At 54.9% G+C, this 18,717-nt stretch carries 25 protein-coding genes; 19 read left to right on the top strand and 6 right to left on the bottom strand.

Annotation, left to right across the window (positions count from 1 at the left end; genetic code table 11):
* Position 1 precedes the first annotated feature (1 nt).
* The 6 genes from A2273_03490 to gpmA form a co-directional block, all read right to left on the bottom strand.
* Positions 2–1,006, bottom strand: coding sequence for a hypothetical protein (locus A2273_03490; protein ID OGF07543.1), 1,005 nt, complete (start codon positions 1,004–1,006; stop codon positions 2–4).
* A 54-nt stretch (positions 1,007–1,060) separates the two neighbouring features.
* Entirely contained in the window at positions 1,061–2,008 is a 948-nt protein-coding gene (locus tag A2273_03485) for a hypothetical protein (GenBank protein OGF07542.1), read from the bottom strand.
* Positions 2,009–2,044: 36 nt separating this feature from the next.
* Positions 2,045–2,878: a hypothetical protein gene (locus tag A2273_03480; protein OGF07541.1), complete on the bottom strand. Its 834-nt coding sequence runs from the start codon at positions 2,876–2,878 to the stop codon at positions 2,045–2,047.
* The gene (locus A2273_03475; protein ID OGF07540.1) at positions 2,875–3,645 is read right to left on the bottom strand and encodes an exodeoxyribonuclease III; all 771 of its coding nucleotides are present in this window, start codon (positions 3,643–3,645) and stop codon (positions 2,875–2,877) included. The genes A2273_03480 and A2273_03475 overlap by 4 nt, the downstream gene beginning before the upstream one ends.
* A gap of 67 nt (positions 3,646–3,712) precedes the next feature.
* Positions 3,713–4,453, bottom strand: a complete 741-nt coding sequence (locus A2273_03470; protein OGF07539.1) for a hypothetical protein — start codon at positions 4,451–4,453, stop codon at positions 3,713–3,715.
* Between the two features lie 58 nt (positions 4,454–4,511).
* On the bottom strand, positions 4,512–5,258 hold the full coding sequence (gpmA, locus tag A2273_03465) for a phosphoglyceromutase (protein OGF07538.1): 747 nt from the start codon (positions 5,256–5,258) through the stop codon (positions 4,512–4,514).
* Between the two features lie 202 nt (positions 5,259–5,460).
* Here gpmA and A2273_03460 point away from each other — a divergent pair, with 202 nt between their 5' ends.
* The 19 genes from A2273_03460 to A2273_03370 all read left to right on the top strand — a co-directional run bounded on the left by A2273_03460 (position 5,461) and on the right by A2273_03370 (position 18,714).
* Positions 5,461–5,790 carry a hypothetical protein gene (locus A2273_03460; protein OGF07537.1) on the top strand — a complete coding sequence of 110 codons (330 nt, stop codon included), beginning with the start codon at positions 5,461–5,463 and terminating at the stop codon, positions 5,788–5,790.
* Between the two features lie 22 nt (positions 5,791–5,812).
* Complete coding sequence (locus tag A2273_03455; protein ID OGF07536.1) at positions 5,813–6,889, top strand: arsenical-resistance protein; 1,077 nt, start codon at positions 5,813–5,815, stop codon at positions 6,887–6,889.
* A 132-nt stretch (positions 6,890–7,021) separates the two neighbouring features.
* On the top strand, positions 7,022–7,384 hold the full coding sequence (locus A2273_03450) for a hypothetical protein (GenBank protein ID OGF07535.1): 363 nt from the start codon (positions 7,022–7,024) through the stop codon (positions 7,382–7,384).
* A 56-nt stretch (positions 7,385–7,440) separates the two neighbouring features.
* Entirely contained in the window at positions 7,441–8,265 is an 825-nt protein-coding gene (gene arsM / locus A2273_03445) for an arsenite S-adenosylmethyltransferase (GenBank protein ID OGF07534.1), read from the top strand.
* Positions 8,255–9,169, top strand: a complete 915-nt coding sequence (locus tag A2273_03440; protein OGF07533.1) for a hypothetical protein — start codon at positions 8,255–8,257, stop codon at positions 9,167–9,169. The genes arsM and A2273_03440 overlap by 11 nt, the downstream gene beginning before the upstream one ends.
* Positions 9,170–9,250: 81 nt before the next feature.
* Entirely contained in the window at positions 9,251–9,571 is a 321-nt protein-coding gene (locus A2273_03435; protein ID OGF07532.1) for a transcriptional regulator, read from the top strand.
* Between the two features lie 19 nt (positions 9,572–9,590).
* Entirely contained in the window at positions 9,591–9,833 is a 243-nt protein-coding gene (locus A2273_03430) for a 4Fe-4S ferredoxin (protein ID OGF07531.1), read from the top strand.
* A gap of 24 nt (positions 9,834–9,857) precedes the next feature.
* Positions 9,858–10,088: a redox-active disulfide protein 2 gene (locus A2273_03425; protein OGF07530.1), complete on the top strand. Its 231-nt coding sequence runs from the start codon at positions 9,858–9,860 to the stop codon at positions 10,086–10,088.
* A 216-nt stretch (positions 10,089–10,304) separates the two neighbouring features.
* Entirely contained in the window at positions 10,305–10,616 is a 312-nt protein-coding gene (locus A2273_03420; protein OGF08013.1) for a thiol reductase thioredoxin, read from the top strand.
* Positions 10,613–11,314 (top strand): cytochrome C biogenesis protein, encoded by a 702-nt coding sequence (locus tag A2273_03415; protein OGF07529.1) that lies wholly within the window; start codon positions 10,613–10,615, stop codon positions 11,312–11,314. Before A2273_03420 ends, A2273_03415 begins: the two co-directional genes overlap by 4 nt.
* 19 nt (positions 11,315–11,333) lie before the next feature.
* On the top strand, positions 11,334–12,632 hold the full coding sequence (locus tag A2273_03410; protein OGF07528.1) for a permease: 1,299 nt from the start codon (positions 11,334–11,336) through the stop codon (positions 12,630–12,632).
* 32 nt (positions 12,633–12,664) lie between these two features.
* Positions 12,665–13,072 carry a hypothetical protein gene (locus A2273_03405; protein ID OGF07527.1) on the top strand — a complete coding sequence of 136 codons (408 nt, stop codon included), beginning with the start codon at positions 12,665–12,667 and terminating at the stop codon, positions 13,070–13,072.
* A gap of 268 nt (positions 13,073–13,340) precedes the next feature.
* On the top strand, positions 13,341–13,727 hold the full coding sequence (locus A2273_03400; GenBank protein ID OGF07526.1) for a hypothetical protein: 387 nt from the start codon (positions 13,341–13,343) through the stop codon (positions 13,725–13,727).
* A 50-nt stretch (positions 13,728–13,777) separates the two neighbouring features.
* Positions 13,778–14,488 carry an ABC transporter gene (locus tag A2273_03395; protein OGF08012.1) on the top strand — a complete coding sequence of 237 codons (711 nt, stop codon included), beginning with the start codon at positions 13,778–13,780 and terminating at the stop codon, positions 14,486–14,488.
* Complete coding sequence (locus tag A2273_03390) at positions 14,485–15,735, top strand: ABC transporter substrate-binding protein (GenBank protein ID OGF07525.1); 1,251 nt, start codon at positions 14,485–14,487, stop codon at positions 15,733–15,735. The genes A2273_03395 and A2273_03390 overlap by 4 nt, the downstream gene beginning before the upstream one ends.
* Positions 15,728–16,486: an outer membrane lipoprotein-sorting protein gene (locus tag A2273_03385; protein OGF07524.1), complete on the top strand. Its 759-nt coding sequence runs from the start codon at positions 15,728–15,730 to the stop codon at positions 16,484–16,486. The genes A2273_03390 and A2273_03385 overlap by 8 nt, the downstream gene beginning before the upstream one ends.
* Positions 16,483–17,757: a hypothetical protein gene (locus A2273_03380; GenBank protein ID OGF07523.1), complete on the top strand. Its 1,275-nt coding sequence runs from the start codon at positions 16,483–16,485 to the stop codon at positions 17,755–17,757. Before A2273_03385 ends, A2273_03380 begins: the two co-directional genes overlap by 4 nt.
* Before the next feature lie 50 nt (positions 17,758–17,807).
* On the top strand, positions 17,808–18,215 hold the full coding sequence (locus tag A2273_03375) for a hypothetical protein (GenBank protein ID OGF07522.1): 408 nt from the start codon (positions 17,808–17,810) through the stop codon (positions 18,213–18,215).
* Between the two features lie 28 nt (positions 18,216–18,243).
* Positions 18,244–18,714, top strand: a complete 471-nt coding sequence (locus tag A2273_03370; GenBank protein ID OGF07521.1) for a hypothetical protein — start codon at positions 18,244–18,246, stop codon at positions 18,712–18,714.
* Positions 18,715–18,717: the final 3 nt, after the last annotated feature.

Raw genomic sequence — 18,717 nt, 5'->3', positions numbered from 1 at the left:
CTTAGGTCAGCCGGCCGGCCAGGGTCTCAAAATCGAGATCCAGGAAGGGCACCTCCCGCTCGATCTTCTCTTTCCGGCCCTTCATGAACCCGGCCACCCAGGGGTTGGTGATGTTGTTGACGTCGAAACTGCGGTGGATCACGGCGTAGAGGTCTATCTCCCGGATCTTCAGGAAATGCGGGATCTCCTTCAGCCACTTGGGGTCCAGCTGGTTCTCTTGGGCGTAGCCGGCCAGAAAGTGGGTCAGGAATTCTTCGACCGACGCGCTGTCCGGCTCCTTGCCAGCGGTCATGTAGAACAGCACGATGGCGATGTCGCAGACGAACCAGGAATACAGGCTGTCGTCGAAATCGAACAGGCAAAGGTTTCCGTTTTGGTCCACCAACATATTGCTGCTGTGGGCATCATAATGGATCAGCCCGAAGGAGTCCCGGTCCCGGGGCAGGGCCGACACCCGGTCCATGATCTCCCGGTATCTTTTCCGGACCAGGGCCTCCGGCTCCGGCAGGTGCTTTACGCATTCGGTGTTGGCGGAATCCTCCCATTGGGGCCGCTTGGCCAAGGGGTCTTTCGGCTGATAGTCCTTGGTCAACGCGTGCATCCTTCCCAGCAGACGGCCGTAGGCCCGGTAAAGCTGGGGGCACCAGCCGGCCTCATGGACCGGGCGGCCGTCTATTTTCACAAAGGCGGTGGCCAAAAAATGCCTGCCCTGGCCGTCATCGATCGGCTCCACCAGTCGGCCGTTCTCCGACATTATCGCCCCGGCCACCGGCACCCCGTTCCCGGCCAGGTAGTTGATCCAGTCGGCCTCGCCCCGGATCAGCTCTTCGCTGCGGCGCAGGCTGTGGCTGAGGCGCAGGATATATCCCCTGGAATCGCGTTCGAACGAATAGATGAAGCTTTCGAACCCGCCCAGTTCCCGGATCTTTCCTTCCGGCACGGCATAGCGCTCCATGGCCTCGGCCAGGATGTCCCGGTTGAACCGGTCCTTGATGCGGCTTTCCATAAATATCCGATATAATGAAACGATTGATTATAACACAGGCAATCGGCGGGAGAATTATTTTTTCAGGCGCTCCAGGGCGCCCACTATCTGCTGGGCCACGAAGATCAGCAGGTCCTTCTCGGCCTCGCTGAACGAGATCTCCTCGGTGTAGCTCTTGATGACCATGATGCCGACGGTCCGGTCCCCCTTCTTCAGGGGGATGCCCAGCCAGTTGACGAAGGGGGCGTTCATCTCGTCCATCTCCCCGGCCCGCATCTTCTCGGCCAGGGTCTCGGAGGTGGCGAACAGCACCTGGCCGCTCTTGATGACGTACTCGAACAGCCCCTTGCCCAGCCTGGCGGGGGGCGGGGTGGCGCTGAACTCGTCGATATGATAGGGGAACTCCAGGATCTGGCTGTCCTGGTCGTACAGGGCCACCAGGAAGTTGCGGGCGTAGATCAGGCCGCCCAGGATGCTGTGCAGGTCGGAGAACAGCTGTTCCAGGCTGGGGGCGGCGGCGGCCTTCTGGGATATCTTGTACAGGGCCGACTGCAGGGCCTGGGCCTGCTTCCGGCCGGTGGTCTCCTCGCTGGTGGTTATGATGGCCACCGGCTCGCCGGCGGCATTCTTGACCACGTCCGATACCAGATGCACCGGGAAGACCGAACCGTCCTGGCGGATGTTGAGGCCCTCGCGGCTCAGGCGCTTGATCTTGCGGGCCTGCTCCCGGGTCATGGGGTTCCAGATGCCGTTGGGGGCGAATATCCGCACCTCCCGGCCGATCAGCTCATTGACCTGGTAGCCGTGCATCTGGGCCTCGGCCGGGTTGGAGTATAGTATCCGGCCCTCGATGTCCGAGATGGTCACCCCCAGGGACATGGTGTCCACCAGCTGCTCCAAGGCCCGCAATTTCTGCCGGGTCCGGCCGTGCTCCAGGTCCTGGACCTCGGCCTCGGACAGGCGGATGCGCAGGGCGTGCAGCTCGTTGATAAGCTGTTCCGGTGATTTCTCCTGGTCTTCCATGAAATTATCCTCTAATAAAGTGAATCGAGAACCGTTTCATACCCGGCCGGCCGATCTCAGCACAAAAAGGGCATCGGCGGTGACATAGGGATTGCTTTTGATCCTGCTGGTTCCGCCCCAGTTGACGGGGGTGGTCCCGTTAGCCGTCTCTTCGGAAAACCGGTAAAACTTGACCTCGGCCGGCCAGCCGCCGTCCGGCAGCCGCTTCGACTCCAGCAGGTCCAGGGCCGGGCGGCAGCGGGGGTCATTAATGAGGCCGGCCTCGGCCATGGCCTTTAGTCCGGCCAGGATGTTGTAGTGCCAGTAAGCCGGGTAGGCCAGCCTGGTGAATCCGGGATCCATCACCGTGTCGTCCTTTTTGCGCAGGAAAAGTTTCCGGGACAGGAAAAGCTCGGCGGCCTTTTCCGCGGCCCGGCGGGAGGTCTTGCAGGCGGTGATCCTGGCATGCAGGGCCAGGGCCCGAAAGGGCGGCAGGGTCTCATGGAAGGACGAGGTGTGGGCCGAGGGTTTTTTGTCGCAGTTCCATCCGCCATCGGGCCACTGCCATTTGACAAGGTTGGATATCAGCTGCTCCACCCGCTGATCCGATATTCCCAGGGTCAGGGTGGAGAAGATGGCGTTGCCCTCCTGGGAGCCGCAGCGCCGGGGTTTATCCGCTATTGTTTTGACGCTTTTCAGGTGACGTTCCGACAACAGCCACTCATAGACCTGGTTTCTCAGGGGGATCAATTCCCGTCCCCCCGGCGGATAGCCCAGTTCGGCCAGCTGCAGCAGCACCCAGTTGGCCCCCCGCCATTTGTGGTAGGGGTGGTGGGGGATGGTGCCGTCCGCTTGCTGTTCCGCCAGCAGGGCTTTGTAAATGTTTTTCATATCTCCATTTCCAGGCCGATGGGGCAGTGGTCCGAGCCCATCACCTCGGGCAGGATATAGGCCTTCTTGATATTCTTCTTTAAATTCTCACTGGCGTAAAAATAATCGATCCTCCAGCCGACGTTCCTGTCCCGCGCCCGGGAGATCACATCCCACCAGGTGTAGCGGCCGGGCGAGGGATCGAACCTTCGCAGGGTGTCGATGAACCCCAGCTTCAAAAATCGGTCGATCCATTCCCGCTCCTGGGGCAGGAAGCCGGAGACCCTGGAGTTCTCCCTGGGCCTGGCCAGGTCTATCTCCTTGTGCGCGGTGTTGACGTCCCCGCAGATGATTATCTTCTTGTCCTTCTTCAGCAATTTTTTCATCTCGATCAAAAAGGCTTGGTAGAAATCCATCTTGTATTTAAGTCTTTCCGGGGATGCTTTCCCATTGGGAAAATAAATGTTGAACAGGATGAATTTTCCGAAATCGGCCTGCAGGACCCGTCCCTCGTCGTCGAATCTGGCCACCCCGAAGGTCTGCTTGACGGACAGCGGCTTTTCTTTGGAGAACAGGGCCACCCCGCTGTAGCCGGGTTTTTGGGCCGAGGCAAAGTGAATGTCATATCCCGGGATATTCTCCAGCTCTTTCACCACCTGCTCCGGCCTGGCCTTGGTCTCCTGCAGGCAGAGAATATCGGGCCGGGCCCTTGCCACCCATGGGGCAAAGCCCTTTTTGAAGACGGCCCGCAGGCCGTTGACGTTCCAGGAAAGCAGGGTTGTTCGCATAATTGTTCAAGATTCAATTGGACGCGGATCTTCGCGGATCATGCAGATCTTATTCAGGGGTTCTGGTTTATTTCACTATCACCGAGGCTTGCGGGTCCAGCGGATTGGAGCGGATCACCAGGGAGTATATGTAAGGATAGGCGGTCCTCAGGTGTCTGGCGTATTCCAGCCATTCGGCCAGCAGCAGGACGTAGGCCCGCTTGATGTCGCCCGCCAGGTGGGCCAGATCGCTTTCCGGCAGTTCCGCCAAATTACTTCTCAGCTTGAGCTCCTCGGTCAGGTGCGACACCGCCCACAGCAGGTCGGTGAAACTCTGGTGCTCCAGCAGGTTCTGGTTCTCCAGCAGGCTCAGCAAAAAAGACCGCTGGGCCGACAGGAACTCGTTCAAGAGCTCCAGATCGCCCGAACGGTGGTCGATCATATGGTCCTGCGCCAGAAGTTTCTGCCGGGCCTGCTTGAAATGATTTTCGTTCCAGCCGGCCTCGATCTTCAGCAGCGATCTCAACCCGGCGGCATTCCGGTCGAACTTCGACAGATGGGCCATCAGCTCGGCGCCCGTCTCGCCGAAGAAGGCTCCGATCACCATGTTCATCTTATTGAGCAGGGCCTTTTTCTCCCGGCGGGCCATCAGGTCGTTCAAGATAAGCGTCACCAGCAATACCTGGATGGGCACGAAGGCCAGGTCCTGCAGCATGTAGAAGAAGGTGTCCTGTGTCCTGTGAAATATCATCACTTGGGCCAGGTAGAAGGAGAACGAGGCGGCGGCCAGCAGCAGGGTCAGCCACAGGTACCACTTGGAAAACTTCATTTTTACCGCCTATAATATTTGAATTCAAGGTTCATCTGCCGGAGAATAGTTCCGGCCTTCATTTGGCCCGGCCCTGGTTCCGGACAGATTCCATGGCCTTTTTCACCGCCTCGGGGTCTCCCAGATAGAAGCTCTTGACCGGCTTCAGGCTTTCGTCCAGGTGGTAGACCAGCGGAATGCCGGTGGGAATGTTCAGTTCGACTATGTCGTTTTCGGAAACGTTGTCCAGATATTTGACCAGGGCCCGCAGGCTGTTGCCATGGGCCGCGATGATCAACCTCCTCCCCGCCCGGACCGCCGGCACGATGGTGCCGTGCCAGCAGGGCAGAAAGCGCTCGACGGTATCCTTGAGGCATTCGCTCAGCGGCAGTTCGTTCTGGGCCAGGCCGGCGTAGCGGGGATCCTTCCCCGGATAACGCCGGTCGGTCATCTCCAGCGGCGGCGGCGGGACATCATAGCTGCGGCGCCAGATCTTGACCTGTTCCTGGCCGTACTTGGCCGCGGTCTCGGCCTTGTTGAGGCCCTGCAGGGCGCCGTAGTGGCGCTCGTTGAGACGCCAGGAATTGACCACCGGGATCCACATCAGGTCCAGCTCGTCCAGCGCGATCCACAGGGTGCGGACGGCCCGCTTGAGCACCGAGGTGTAGGCCAGGTCGAAAGAATATCCCTCTTTTCTGAGGATCTGCCCGGCGGCCTGGGCCTCAGCGATGCCCTGGGGGGAAAGGTCGACGTCGGTCCAGCCGGTGAAACGGTTCTCCTTGTTCCAGGCGCTCTCGCCGTGGCGCAGCAGGACGATCTGGGGCATATATTTTACCCTCTTTCTTGCGGTTAGCACGGATACGGAAGTTATGTTTAAATATATCACTTAATCTGCCCGGCTTCAATACAAATTTATACAAATGTATTGACAAAACGGGTTCTTTGTTATATATTCATATCAAGATATATTGATATGATAACCCCTCCCCTTACCCTCCCCGTTGCGGAGAGGGGAAATTAAGGAAGATATGAGACAGACCGTAAAAACCTTCAAGGCCCTGGGGGACCCCACCCGCCTGCGGATCGTCAAACTGCTGGAGAACGGCGAGCTGTGCGTCTGTCAGTTGATGGAGGCCCTCAAGATGGGGCAGTCGCGGATCTCCCGGCACCTGTCGATCCTCAAGGAAGCCGGACTGATCGAGGACCGCCGCCAGGGCAAGTGGGTGCACTATCGGCTCAGTTCCGAAGCGGGGGCCAAAAAGCTGCTGCCGGCGCTCAAAACCCTGGATGCCGATGCCACGGTTAAAAAGGACCGGACGCATATTGTGGCCCTTTCGGTCTGTTCAACCGAACATTGATAAAACTAAAAAGGGACAGCATATGAACGCATCGGTCTTGCGAAGGCTTGGTTTCATCGACCGCTACCTGACCGTCTGGATCTTCGCCGCCATGGCTGTGGGGGTATTTCTGGGCTGGCTGTCGCCGGATGCCGTCCACTCATTCAATAAAAAATTCAGCGTGGGCACCACCAACATTCCCATCGCCATCGGGCTGATACTGATGATGTACCCGCCTCTGGCCAAGGTCAAATACGAGGAGCTGGGCGACGTCTTCAAGAACTGGAAGGTGCTGGGGCTGTCTCTGCTGCAGAACTGGGTGGTGGGCCCGATACTGATGTTCTTTCTGGCCATAATCTTCCTGCCGGCCTACCCCGAATACATGGTGGGGCTGATCATGATCGGGCTGGCCCGCTGCATCGCCATGGTGCTAGTATGGAACGACCTGGCCGGGGGCGACACCGAATACGCCGCCGGGCTGGTGGCCTTCAACAGCGTATTCCAGGTGCTGTTCTTCTCGGTCTACGCCTGGATCTTCATCACCAAGCTGCCGCCGCTGTTCGGCCTGCAGGGCAGCGCGGTCAACATCACCATCGGGCAGATCGCCAAAAGCGTCTTCATCTATCTGGGCATACCATTTCTGGCCGGCATCATCACCCGCTTCACGCTGATCAGGCTGAAAAGCAGGGATTGGTATCACGCCAAGTTTATCCCCAAGATCAGCCCCCTCACCCTGATCGCCCTGCTGTTCACCATCGTGGTGATGTTCAGCCTCAAGGGCGAATATATCGTCAAGATCCCGCTGGACGTAGTGCGGATCGCCATTCCCCTGCTGATCTATTTCGTGGTGATGTTCCTGGTCAGCTTCTGGATGGGCAAAAGGGCCGGAGCCGGCTACGCCAAGACCGCCACCCTGTCATTCACCGCCGCCAGCAACAACTTCGAGCTGGCCATCGCGGTGGCGGTGGCGGTGTTCGGGATCGACTCCGGGGCGGCCTTCGCCGCGGTGATCGGTCCCCTGGTGGAGGTGCCGGTGTTGATCGGGCTGGTGAACGTGGCCCTGTGGTTCAGGCAAAGATATTTTGCCCACGCTTGCGTGCCACCTCTTTCCTCGGCGTAAAATCCGCACTTCAACGCGCAGGCACGAAACACACTAAACAACACGAAATAATATCATAGAAAGTGCAATATGGCTGCCGGTAATTATAGCAGAAATGCATGTTTCGGCAATAAAGGCCTGTTAATATCAGGCATGACACACCTTTCGGGAAGTGAGGCTCTAGAGATGGCGGTAAATGGCGGGCTTTTCATTGACCTGAGGGACAGCATCGAATCGGATTACAAAAAGTTCGATGTGCCAGGGGTTCGCTATATTCCTGCCGACGAACTGGAATCCCGGCTGCCGGAGATCCCCCGCGACCGCCCGGTCATCGTGGCCGATTCAGTTGGTCTGCGCAGCAGGGAGGCGGTCAAATTGCTGGCGTCCAAAGGCTGGGAAAACGTGGCCAACCTCAACGGCGGGATCCTGGACTGGGAGCACGACGGCCTGCCGCTTAAGGTGGACGACAGCAAGAAACTGTCGGGCTCCTGCACCTGCCGGCTACGGCGCAAATGACCTTGTTAGGTTGGTTTAAGTAACGGACAATCAGATACATTTAAGAAAGGCTGGCCATGGGTGAATTAAAGGATAAAGAGAGGATCCGCACCGCTGTCAGGGAGACATACGCCAAAGCGGCCGGTGCGAAAACTCCCGGGTGCGGGTGCACCGCTACCGGGTGTTGCGGGGCACCGAACGATTTTACTGCCGGGGCCCTGTCGCAGGCGGTGGGCTATTCGATCCAGGAGATAAACACGGTTCCCGAAGGGGCAAACCTGGGCTTGGGTTGCGGCAATCCGCAAGCCATCGCCGCTTTAAAGCCGGGGGAAATTGTTCTCGATCTGGGCAGCGGTGGAGGGTTTGATGCCTTTCTGGCCGCCAGGCAGGTTGGCGACACTGGCCGGGTAATAGGAGTGGACATGACCCTGGAGATGATTTCAAAATCAAGGGCCAACGCCGAAAAGGGCGGCTATAAAAATGTTGAATTCCGTCTGGGCGAAATCGAGAACCTGCCGGTGGCGGACGAAACCGCAGACGTAATAATTTCCAACTGCGTGATCAATCTATCGCTGGACAAGAACAGGGTGTTCCGGGAAGCCTACCGCGCTTTGAAGAAAGGCGGCCGGCTGGCCGTTTCAGACGTGGTGGCCTTTGCCGACATTCCAGAAGAACTACGGCAGGACCCTTCGCTTTTTGCCGGGTGCATGGCAGGGGCGGCACTTATTTCCGATCTGGAAACCATGCTTATGAATGCCGGGTTTGAAAGCGTAAAGATTGCACCAAAGGAGGAAAGCCGGACGGTTATTCGCAGTTGGGCGCCCGGCAGTAAAATAACGGATTGTGTGGTTTCGGCCTCAATTGAGGCCGTCAAGCCAACCTCGGCCAGAAATGGCGCATAATCACGATCACCGGGCTGACGGTCTAAAGGGGCTGAAGTGGACCCTGGTCCTGACCGCGTTGCTGATGCTGGTGGAGTTCGCCGGCGGCTGGCTGTCGGGTTCTCTGGCCCTGGTCTCCGACGCCGGGCACATGCTGACCGACGTGCTGGCGCTGGGCCTTTCCCTGCTGGCCATCCGCTTTGCCGCCACTCCGGCCAATGCCAAAAAGACCTACGGCTTCTACCGTTTGGAGATACTGGCGGCCCTGTTGAACGGGGTGACCCTGATAGTCCTGTCGGGGTACATCTTCTACGAGGCCTGGCAGCGTTTCGGTTCGCCGGCAGAGATCAAGAGCGGCATCATGATCATTGTGGCCCTGGCCGGGTTGGCCGTCAATGTAGCCGGGTTCTTCATCCTGCGGGCCTCCAGCAAAGAGAACCTCAATGTGCGGGGGGCATTTCTGCATGTGGTGGGCGACCTGCTGTCCTCGGTGGCGGTGATCATCGGCGGCCTTATCATCCGCTTCACCGGCTGGCTGTTGATAGACCCGATATTGAGCGTCCTGATAGGAGCCATGATCCTGAAAGGGGCTTACGGCCTGGTGAAGGAATCGGTGGACATCCTGCTGGAGGCGGCCCCGGCGGGGATCGAGAGCGCGGAGATCGAAAAGGTCCTGGCCGGGATCAAAGGGGTCAAAGCCCTGCATCATCTGCATGTTTGGAGCCTGTCCTCGGGGATCCACGCCCTAAGCGCCCATGTGCAGATAGACGACCAGATGACCAGCCAGAGCGATTCGCTGCTGGCGGATATACAGGAACTGTTGGAACACGAGTTCGGAATTCTGCACACCACCATTCAGTTCGAATGCACCGGGTGTGCGGACATGATCTGCTCCCCGGCCAACGGAGGAGCGCATAAAGAATAAGGCAATAATAATTACAGCAGTCTCTTGGCAAATATCTTATATTTGGCTATAATACCAAATAGCCAAATATAGAGGATGATCATGACCCAAAAAGAGAAAGCCAAATACCAGGCCAGGGCCGCCATTATCAAGGCTCTGGCTCACCCCACCAGGTTGTTTATGGTGGATAAGCTGTCGATAAAGTCGCATTGTGTTTGTGAACTTACCGCCATGGTGGGCGACGACATCACCACCGTTTCCAAGCACCTCTCGGTCTTGAAGAATGCCGGGTTGGTGGCGGTGGAAAAGAAGGGCACCCAGGTTTTCTATCACCTAAAGGTCCCCTGCATTCTGGGTTTTTTAAGCTGCGCCGAGGAGACTATAAAAAACACCCTGAAAGAGCAAAACCGTCTTTTCAGTTAAACTAAAAGAGGTGTTCTAAATGTCTAAAAACTGGTATCCGATAATCAATTACGAAAAATGCACCGTCTGCGGCGTCTGTCTGGGCAAATGTTCCCACGGGGTGTTCGAGGACAAGGGCGGTATGATGGTGGTGGTTCATCCCCAAGGATGCGTGGATGGCTGCCACGGCTGCCAGAAGCTTTGTCCTTCCGGGGCCATCAGTTATTTTGGCGAAAATGATCCCAAGGTTAAGCCGTCGGGGTGCGGCTGTGATTGTAAATAAAACCATAATACAAGGGGAAAATAAATGAAGATCCAAATACTGGGCACCGGATGCCCCAAGTGCAAGACCCTGACCGCCAACGTTGAGAAGGCGGTCAAAGAGCTGGGCATAGAAGCGGAGATTGTCAAGGTTTCGGAGATCAAGGATATCATGACCTTTGGGGTGATGATGACGCCGGCCCTGGCCATAGACGGCGTGGTCAAGTCCACCGGTCATCTGCTGTCACCGGAGCAGATCAAAAAACTGATAACTTAATGGGACGCGGATCCACACGGATTCCCGCTGATCTAAAAAATGGAGGATACAATGAAAAAAACCCATAGAATAGTTCTTGTCCTTACGGCATTTTTCTTTCTGACCAGCTTTTTATGGGCCATGGGGGCAAAACCGGCATCTTCGGCCAAAGATACCGTAACCGTAAAAAAGCAGGCCAAGGCCGATCCGGTGGTTGTCAATATTCCGACCGTCAAAATGGATAGCGCCAAGGCTAAAAATCAAAAACTTCCCAAACTGGTTGATCTTGGCGCAGATAAATGCATCCCCTGCAAAATGATGGCGCCCATCCTGGACAAATTGAAAAAAGATTTCGCCGGCAAACTGGAGGTAGTGTTCATAGATGTTTGGAAGAACGCGGACGAGGGAAGCAAGTACAAGATCCGGGTGATCCCCACCCAGATATTCTACAGTCCCGAGGGAAAGGAGTTGTTCCGGCATGAGGGGTTCTATTCCCGGGAAGACATTTTGGCCAAGTGGAAGGAACTGGGTTTCGAGTTCAAACAATGATGGAAACTGTTTTCATAAAACTGTCCCAGGCGGTGGAGGGAGCCCCGGCCATCGCCCTTTTGGCCTCCTTCTTGTGGGGCATCCTCAGTATCATCCTCAGCCCCTGCCACCTGGCATCGATCCCCCTGATCGTGGGCTTCGTGGACGAGCAAGGGCGTATCTCCACCAAACGGGCCTTCCTGATCTCCTTGTTGTTCGGGGTCGGAATTCTGGTCACCATCGGTGCCATCGGCGCCATCACCGCGGCTCTGGGCCGGATGATGGGCGATGTCGGACGCTGGGGAAATTATTTCGTGGCCGTCATCTTCTTTCTGGTGGGGCTGCACCTGATCGGGCTGATCCCCATGCCCTGGGCCGGGGCCAACGCCTCCGGCTATAAGCGCAAGGGCCTGCTGGCGTCCTTTGTCCTGGGCCTGATCTTCGGAATAGCCCTGGGCCCCTGCACCTTCGCCTACATGGCGCCGATGCTGGCGGTCACCTTCCGTACCGCTTCCACCAATCCATTATATGGTGCGGGATTGCTGCTGGCCTACGGCGTTGGGCACTGCTCGGTGCTGGTGCTGGCCGGGACCTTCACCGAGGTCATCCAGCATTATCTTAGTTGGACTGAAAAATCCAAGGGCACGGCCATCGTCAAGATCATCTGCGGAATATTGGTGATCCTGGGCGGGGTATACATGATATTTACAGCCAGATAAAAAACAAGGAATATAGATCATGGATTGGAAAAAAGAATACAAATACCTGTTATTGATGGTGGGGGGCTTTCTGGCCTTCTTCTATCTGCCGGTGGGCTGGCCCCGGTTCGATAATGCCATAGTCGAGGGGCTGCAGCTGACCAAATGGTATGCCCGGGAGCACGTGCTGTTGTGCCTGATCCCGGCCTTCTACATTGCCGGGGCCATCTCAGTTTTCGTCAGCCAGGAATCGGTGCTGCGCTACCTGGGGCACAAGGCCAACCAGGCGCTGGCCTACGCCGTAGCGTCGGTTTCCGGCACCATCCTGGCGGTCTGTTCCTGCACCGTGCTGCCGCTGTTCGCCGGCATCTACAACACCGGGGCGGGCCTGGGCCCGGCCACGGCCTTTTTATATTCCGGCCCGGCCATCAACGTGCTGGCCATCATTTTAACGGCCAAGGTGCTGGGCCCAGAGATGGGCCTGGCCCGGGCGGTGGGGGCGGTGGTCTTCAGCGTGGTGATAGGCCTGCTGATGCATTTCATCTTTCGCAAAGACGAAGCCAAGCGGGCCCAGGACCTGGCCGTAATGCCGGTCCCGGAAGCCAAACGAAGATTGTGGCAGAATGTGGTCTATTTTGGACTGATGGTGGTCATCCTTATCTTCAGCAACTGGGGACAGCCCCAGGGGGCCGGGCAATTCTGGCAGTTCATGTACTCGACCAAGTGGATATTGACGGGCATTTCGGCCATCGCCTTCGGCTGGGTGCTGTGGAAGTGGTTTGAAATAGCCTGGTGGAAAATTGCAATTACCGGGACGATAGTGGCGGCGCTTTCGTTCATCTTCTCCCATGAGCCGCTGATCCCCTTCGGCGCCGCGGTCATCGGGCTTTCGGTCATCACCGCTACCGACAAGGGCGAGGCCGGAACCTGGTTCGAGTCGGCCTGGGGCTATGCCAAGCAGATATTTCCCCTTCTTCTATTTGGAGTGCTGGCTTCGGGGTTCTTCCTGGGCCGGCCGGGTTATGAAGGGATCATTCCATCGGCCTGGGTGGCCAAAATGGTGGGCGGGAATTCGCTGGGAGCCAACTTCTTTGCCTCCATTGTCGGCGCTTTTATGTATTTCGCCACCCTGACCGAGGTGCCCATTCTCCAGGGCCTGTTGGGCGCCGGCATGGGCAAGGGCCCGGCCCTGGCCCTGCTGTTGGCCGGGCCGGCCTTATCGCTGCCCAGCATGCTGGTGATCCGCACGGTGATAGGAACAAAAAAGGCGGCGGTGTATATCGTTTTGGTTGTGATTATGGCCACACTTACCGGAATGCTATACGGCTGGCTGTTCTGAGCCAACTATAACCTTAAGTAAAGGGTATTATAATGCCGCTTACCATTGAATGGGTGGGCGATCTGCGGAACGTGGCCAGCGATGACTCCGGCCACTCGGTGATTGTAGCGTCCCGCAGGGAAAACATTCCGGCCGGTTTCTCGGCCACCCAGCTGCTTCTGATAGCCGCCGCCAGCTGCATGAGCAATCACCTGGTGGGGATCCTCCAAAAAAAACGGCTGTCGATCAAGAAATTGCGGGTGCTGGCCGATGGGATCAGGTCGGAGGAACACCCCAGAAAGTTCACCTCCATTGCTCTTGCTTTTGAAGTTCAGGGAAATGTCGAACAGAGAGTATTCGATGATATGGTGGCGATGGTCAAGGATAAGTATTGCTCTGTTCTGAACAGCCTGGACCAGGCAATAGCCGTAAAATTGGAGAGCAGGATTTTGGCGGAATGACGACAATAATTACGCATCAGGCTGAGCAGTGCCGAACTTCTGATTATGCTCCCTTGGCTTTGAGCACTGGCTGACCGGGGCAAACCCTTTCCAAAGGCGATGCTATGGGTAATTATGAAGCCGTCTTGCTGTTCACAAACAGCGGCGGCTTTTTGCTTGCCGGGTCGACATTTCTATGGAGATGCCCCGGTGTAATCTAAACCCCCTTGACTTTTGCCTAAACCTTTTGTATCATATATATGTCTAACACATATATGCAAGGAGGAAAATGAGCCCCCGTAGTTCTGATACTGAACGTCTTCACGCACCGGTTGGTTGCGACTGCCATAGCCGCCGGATCCCCCGGTTCGTTGTGCCCAGCCTGCTTTTGTTGCTTAAGGTAAAGCCTGGTTATGGTTATGAACTGATGCAGAGAATCGATGAGATGGGACTGTTTAATGGACCGGCCGATCCAGCCGCCGTTTATCGTACGCTAAGAAAACTGGAATCAAATAAACTGGTCCAATCTGCCTGGGATACACAAAACAAAGGACCGGCGAGACGCTGCTATCGCATAACCGCCGCCGGGCAAAAATCTCTAAAGACCTGGAGATCACTGATCGCTGAACGCAAAAAGAGCCTGGAACAATTGCTGAGGATGTTCGATGAAGGATGAACCCGAAGACATTGAATATTTCAGATAAGTTTAAAGGAAGGACAATGAAAATGAGTTTACTTTCCATGGCAAATGTCAGGAAGGATTACCTGGCCGGAGATGTCACGATACAGGCCCTTAAGGGGATAAATCTTACGGTAGAAAAGGGCAAGTTCATCTCCTTTGTGGGGCCGTCCGGCAGCGGCAAGACCACCCTGCTGAATCTGATCGGCTGTTTGGACAAGCCGACAGAGGGAACCGTTACCGTGGCTGGGGTGGAGGTCAACCGGATGGACCGGAAAACTTCGGCTAAATTCCGGGGCGACAACATCGGATTTATTTTCCAGAACTTCAACCTGATACCGGTGCTGACGGTCTATGAAAACGTGGAATATCCACTGATAATGGTCCAGGATGTTCCCTTGAACAAGCGAAAACAAAGAATTGAGGACATGCTGGAGCGGGTCGGGATGTCAGACCAGCGGAACAAATACCCCTCCCAGCTTTCCGGGGGACAGAAACAACGGGTGGCTATAGCCAGAGCTTTGGTCATGGACCCAAAACTGGTTTTAGCGGACGAACCCACGGCAAACCTGGATCATGATACCGCCTATAAGGTGATCGGGCTGATGCACGAGATGAAGAAAGAGTTCAATACCTCCTTTATCTTTGCCACCCATGACCAGAAAATCGTGGGCGAGGCCGAAATTATCTATACCATGGAGGACGGCTTGATAACCAAAGTCCAGGCCAACGAAACCTACGGGGGGGGCGCAAAATGAAGAACATAATCAAGATCTCCTGGCGCAACCTTTTAAGGTACACCCGCCGGACGCTATTGACGTCCTCGCTGATAGCGGTGGGCGTGGCTTTGGTAATAATCTTCGGAGGGATTGGGGCCTCGTTCAAAGATGAGGTCATAGGCACTATTACCAATTCCAACCTGGGCGACATCCAGATCCACAAGAAAGGGTATGTCGGCTCGATGGATAACCTGCCACTGGACATTGCCATACCAGAACAGGGATTGAACAAAATAAGATCGCTGCTGGACGCCAATCCCGAAGTGAAGGCCTATTCGGAAAGGATCAGATTCGGGGCGATGGTCAGCAACTTTGCCCAGACCACCAGTATGCGCCTGACCGCAGTTTATCCCGAGAAAGAAAGCAGCACCTGCCCGGCCCTGACGGAAAGGATAAAAGAGGGCAATTCAGACCCGAAAACCTTTGTCCAGCCGGGATCGATTGTCATTCCCGCCAATATTGCCACCGGAATGAACCTTAAAATCGGGGACGATGCCGTATTGGTGGCCACCAACAAGGACGGTTCGGTAAACGGAGTAACCTTTAAAATCTCCGGTATTTCGGAAAATATACTCGGTCCGCAGGGCAAGGACGGATACATTCACATTGATGATGCGGTTTCCCTTTTAAGGATCGAGAACGGGGAGATCACCGAAATCGCCGTAAAGCTGAATGATTTTGACAAGCTAAAAAAGGTATATTCACGGCTCAAGGGCGAACTGGCCGAAATCCCTGGGGGGAACTCGGGCAAACCGGCATTTGAGGTTCATTCCTGGGAGGAGTTATCGCCCTTTTCCAGCATTGTAAAAATAGTGACCCTGCTGATCATGGTGGTCAGGTTGGTGCTGGTGTCCATCGTTTTGATAAGCATCCTCAATGTCATGATGATGTCCGTTTATGAGCGGATCGGAGAGATCGGCACCATCGCTTCCATCGGGACGCCGCCTTCTAAGATTTTGGCACTATTCCTGACCGAAGGTCTCCTGCTTGGCTTTTTCAGCGCCCTGGCCGGGATCATTTTTGGAACGGGGCTTCTGATGATCGTGGCGGCGGCGAAGTTGAACTTCGTTTTCGGGATGATGAAGCTTTCCCTGTCCCCGCAGATACCCACGGCGGAAATAATTTTATCCTTGATCATAGTGGTCGTCATTTCTGCCTTGGCCAGCTTGCAACCGGCGCTCAAGGCGTCAAAAATGGAGCCGGTGGAAGCGTTAAGACATGTATAACCAGAAAGGAACTACGATGAAAAGAATGCTATTATTGTTGCCGCTGTTGTTGGCCTCCGTTATAGGACCGGCCCTGGCCCAAGACGGTAACCAGCTGCTGAAAAGGATCGATGAAAAGCTGATGCCGGAAAGCTACGAGTCGTACCGGAAGCTGATCAACGCCGAGCCCAACGGACGGAAAAAGGAGTTTGTTTTTTATACCGCAAAAAAAGGAAAGGACAAAGTGGCCATGCTGTACCTTTCCCCGGCCAGCGAAAAGGGCCGGACCACCCTGCGGCTGGGTGACAACATGTGGCTGTATATACCCAATGTGGGCAAGCCGATCCGCATTACCAGCCTGCAATCCATTACCGGAGGGGTGTTCAACAACGCCGATATCATGCAGGTTGATTACAACGCGGAATACGATGTCGAAAAGACGGAGGAATCGGAATCGGAATACATCCTGACGCTAAAAGCCAAGAACAAAACCGTGGCCTATGACAAGCTCAAGATGTGGGCCGCCAAGGACGAGATATTGAAAAAAGTGGAGTGCTATTCCGCCAGCGGGATGCTGATAAAAACCCTGGAGTTTAAGGAACTGAAGGACTTCGGCCAGGGGGTGGTGCGGCCGTCGGTCATAGAAACATACAGCCCGCTGTACAAGGGCTATCTATCAACCATGATCTATTCTCAGGTGAAACCGAGGATCTTCAAGGAAGAGGTGTTTACCATAAACTATATGTCCCGGCTTGAGGGACTAAGAAAATGAGGGCTTTGACGGGGTTATTCTGCTTTTTACTCTTCGGTGCGGTTGCCCGGGCCGAAGATACTGCTTTTGAGATACCTCCGGCGGAGACTCAAAAAGAGACCCTGGAGTTAAGCGGCAATCTTGACGCCAGGTATTCCCTGATAAAAAGCCGAAACAGTTCGGCGCTGTATGCCCTGCAGTATTACAACCGGCCGTTGTCCGATGTCCTGACCTCGTACCGGGCCGACTTTTATTTGAACGGGGACTACCAAACCGGAGATGTCGGGGTTCATTTAAAGACCTATTCGATTTATTATGGCTCCAGTCAGGCGGACTTTGAACTGTATGAATTATATGGAAATGTAAGCATATCGGACAATTCTTTTCTGCAGCTGGGGCAAAAGATGTACAATTGGGGCAAAGGCTACGCCTTCAATCCGGTGGGTTTTGTCAACCCCAAAAAGGATCCGGAAAACCCCGATCAGGCTCAATCGGGCCTCTTATCCATGAATTACCAATATACCAAAAGTTTTACCGGAAAGGTGCTTAATAATATATCAAGTGATCTTATCCTGTCGCCTTCAGCGAACACCATCAACGGCAAAGTAGCGGAAGCGGAAAACACCGATATCGCCGGAAAGATCTATTTGCTATTGTGGAACACGGATATAGATCTGATGGGATATTACAGCCGGGTGAATCCTAAAAAATACGGGTTTGATCTTTCCCGGAATGTTACTCCCAGCCTGGAGATCCACGGAGAGTTCAGCCGTTTCATCAACCAGCCAAGAGATTATATCCTAAACGACACCCTCCGGGCAGAAAACATTGACGGTTCATCTTATCTATTTGGATTCAGATGGCTGAACAGCTGGAACATCACCACTATTGGCGAATATTACCAAAATGAAGCCGGCTTGAGCAAAGCTGAATTTGAACAGTACCAGGAATTTATGGCCAAGGCTGTGAGTTCGGGCAATAATATTGCCGTCTCCAGCGCCCTGAACACCGGTAAAACATATTTTGGCGATCCGAACCTGATGCGGGAGTACCTGTATCTCAAGGTGTCGTGGCAGGAGCCATTTAATATGTTGTATTTTACGCCCGCCGTTCAGTTGCTTTATAATCTTGACGACCAAAGTTATTCTGCCGGTCTGCCGTTCAGCTATAAACCGATAACAAATCTGGAATTCGTGTTTTGGCCAGTTGTTTTTGCCGGAGGGGAAAACACAGAATATGGCAGCAAGCAGTATGAAGGCAAGGCAGAGTTTTGGGCCAGGTTCTATTTTTAGGGTATGGCTGGCTGTTCTGAACGATTTTAATCTTAGTTCGGGAGATCATAATGCCTATAATTATTGAATGGGTGGGAAATTTGCAGAACGTAGCCAGCGATGATTCTGGTCACTCGGTTATTATTGAATCCCGAAGGGAAAACACTCCGGCCGGATTTTCCGCCACCCAGATTCTTCTTATCGCTGCAGCCAGCTGCATGAGCAACCACGTTGTGGAGATATTGCAGAAGAAAAGACTCCAGATCAAGAAATTACGGGTGCTGGCCGACGGGGTGCGGGCCGTGGAACACCCCAAAAAGTTTAAAAGCATTACCCTGACTTTCGAGGTACAGGGCAATGTTTCCCAGGAGGTTCTGGATGGTGTTTTGCTTTTGGTAAAGGAAAAATATTGCTCGGTGCTGAACAGTTTGGATCCGGCTATAAATGTAAAATTGGAAAGCCGGGTTATAGCCGAATGATATTATTATTTCAACACAACGGTAATTCATGCTGATACTTCTAATTATAACCGCCCTGGCTTTGATGGCTTCCCTTTTGGCCGACCGGAGCAAAACATTGTCCGGCCTTAAAAAAGGCTACAAAATGTTCCTGGGCATACTGCCGATGCTATTGAACGTTCTAATCCTGGTCAGCATCGTGCTCTATCTGGTCCCCAAGGAGACTTTGGTTAAATGGCTGGGGGCCAATTCCGGGTTGGCCGGTTACGCCATTGCCGCGGCGGTAGGTTCGATAGCGCTCATTCCCGGCTTTGTGGCCTTCCCGCTGGCCGCCCTGCTGCTGAAGAGCGGGGTGGGTTATGCGGTAACGGCGGTATTCATCACCACCCTGATGATGGTGGGCATTCTCACCCTGCCGCTGGAGATAAAATATTTCGGACGGAAAGTAGCTTTGATGCGCAATGCCTTAAGCCTGGCCGGAGCGTTGCTGGTCGGTCTGTTGATAAGGATATTCATGTGAGAA

It is taken from the genome of Candidatus Edwardsbacteria bacterium RifOxyA12_full_54_48 (assembly GCA_001777915.1).
Classification (GTDB): domain Bacteria; phylum Edwardsbacteria; class AC1; order AC1; family EtOH8; genus UBA2226.
The sequence above is the reverse complement of the archived record's forward strand: the minus strand, read 5'-3'. Positions and strand labels throughout refer to the sequence as shown.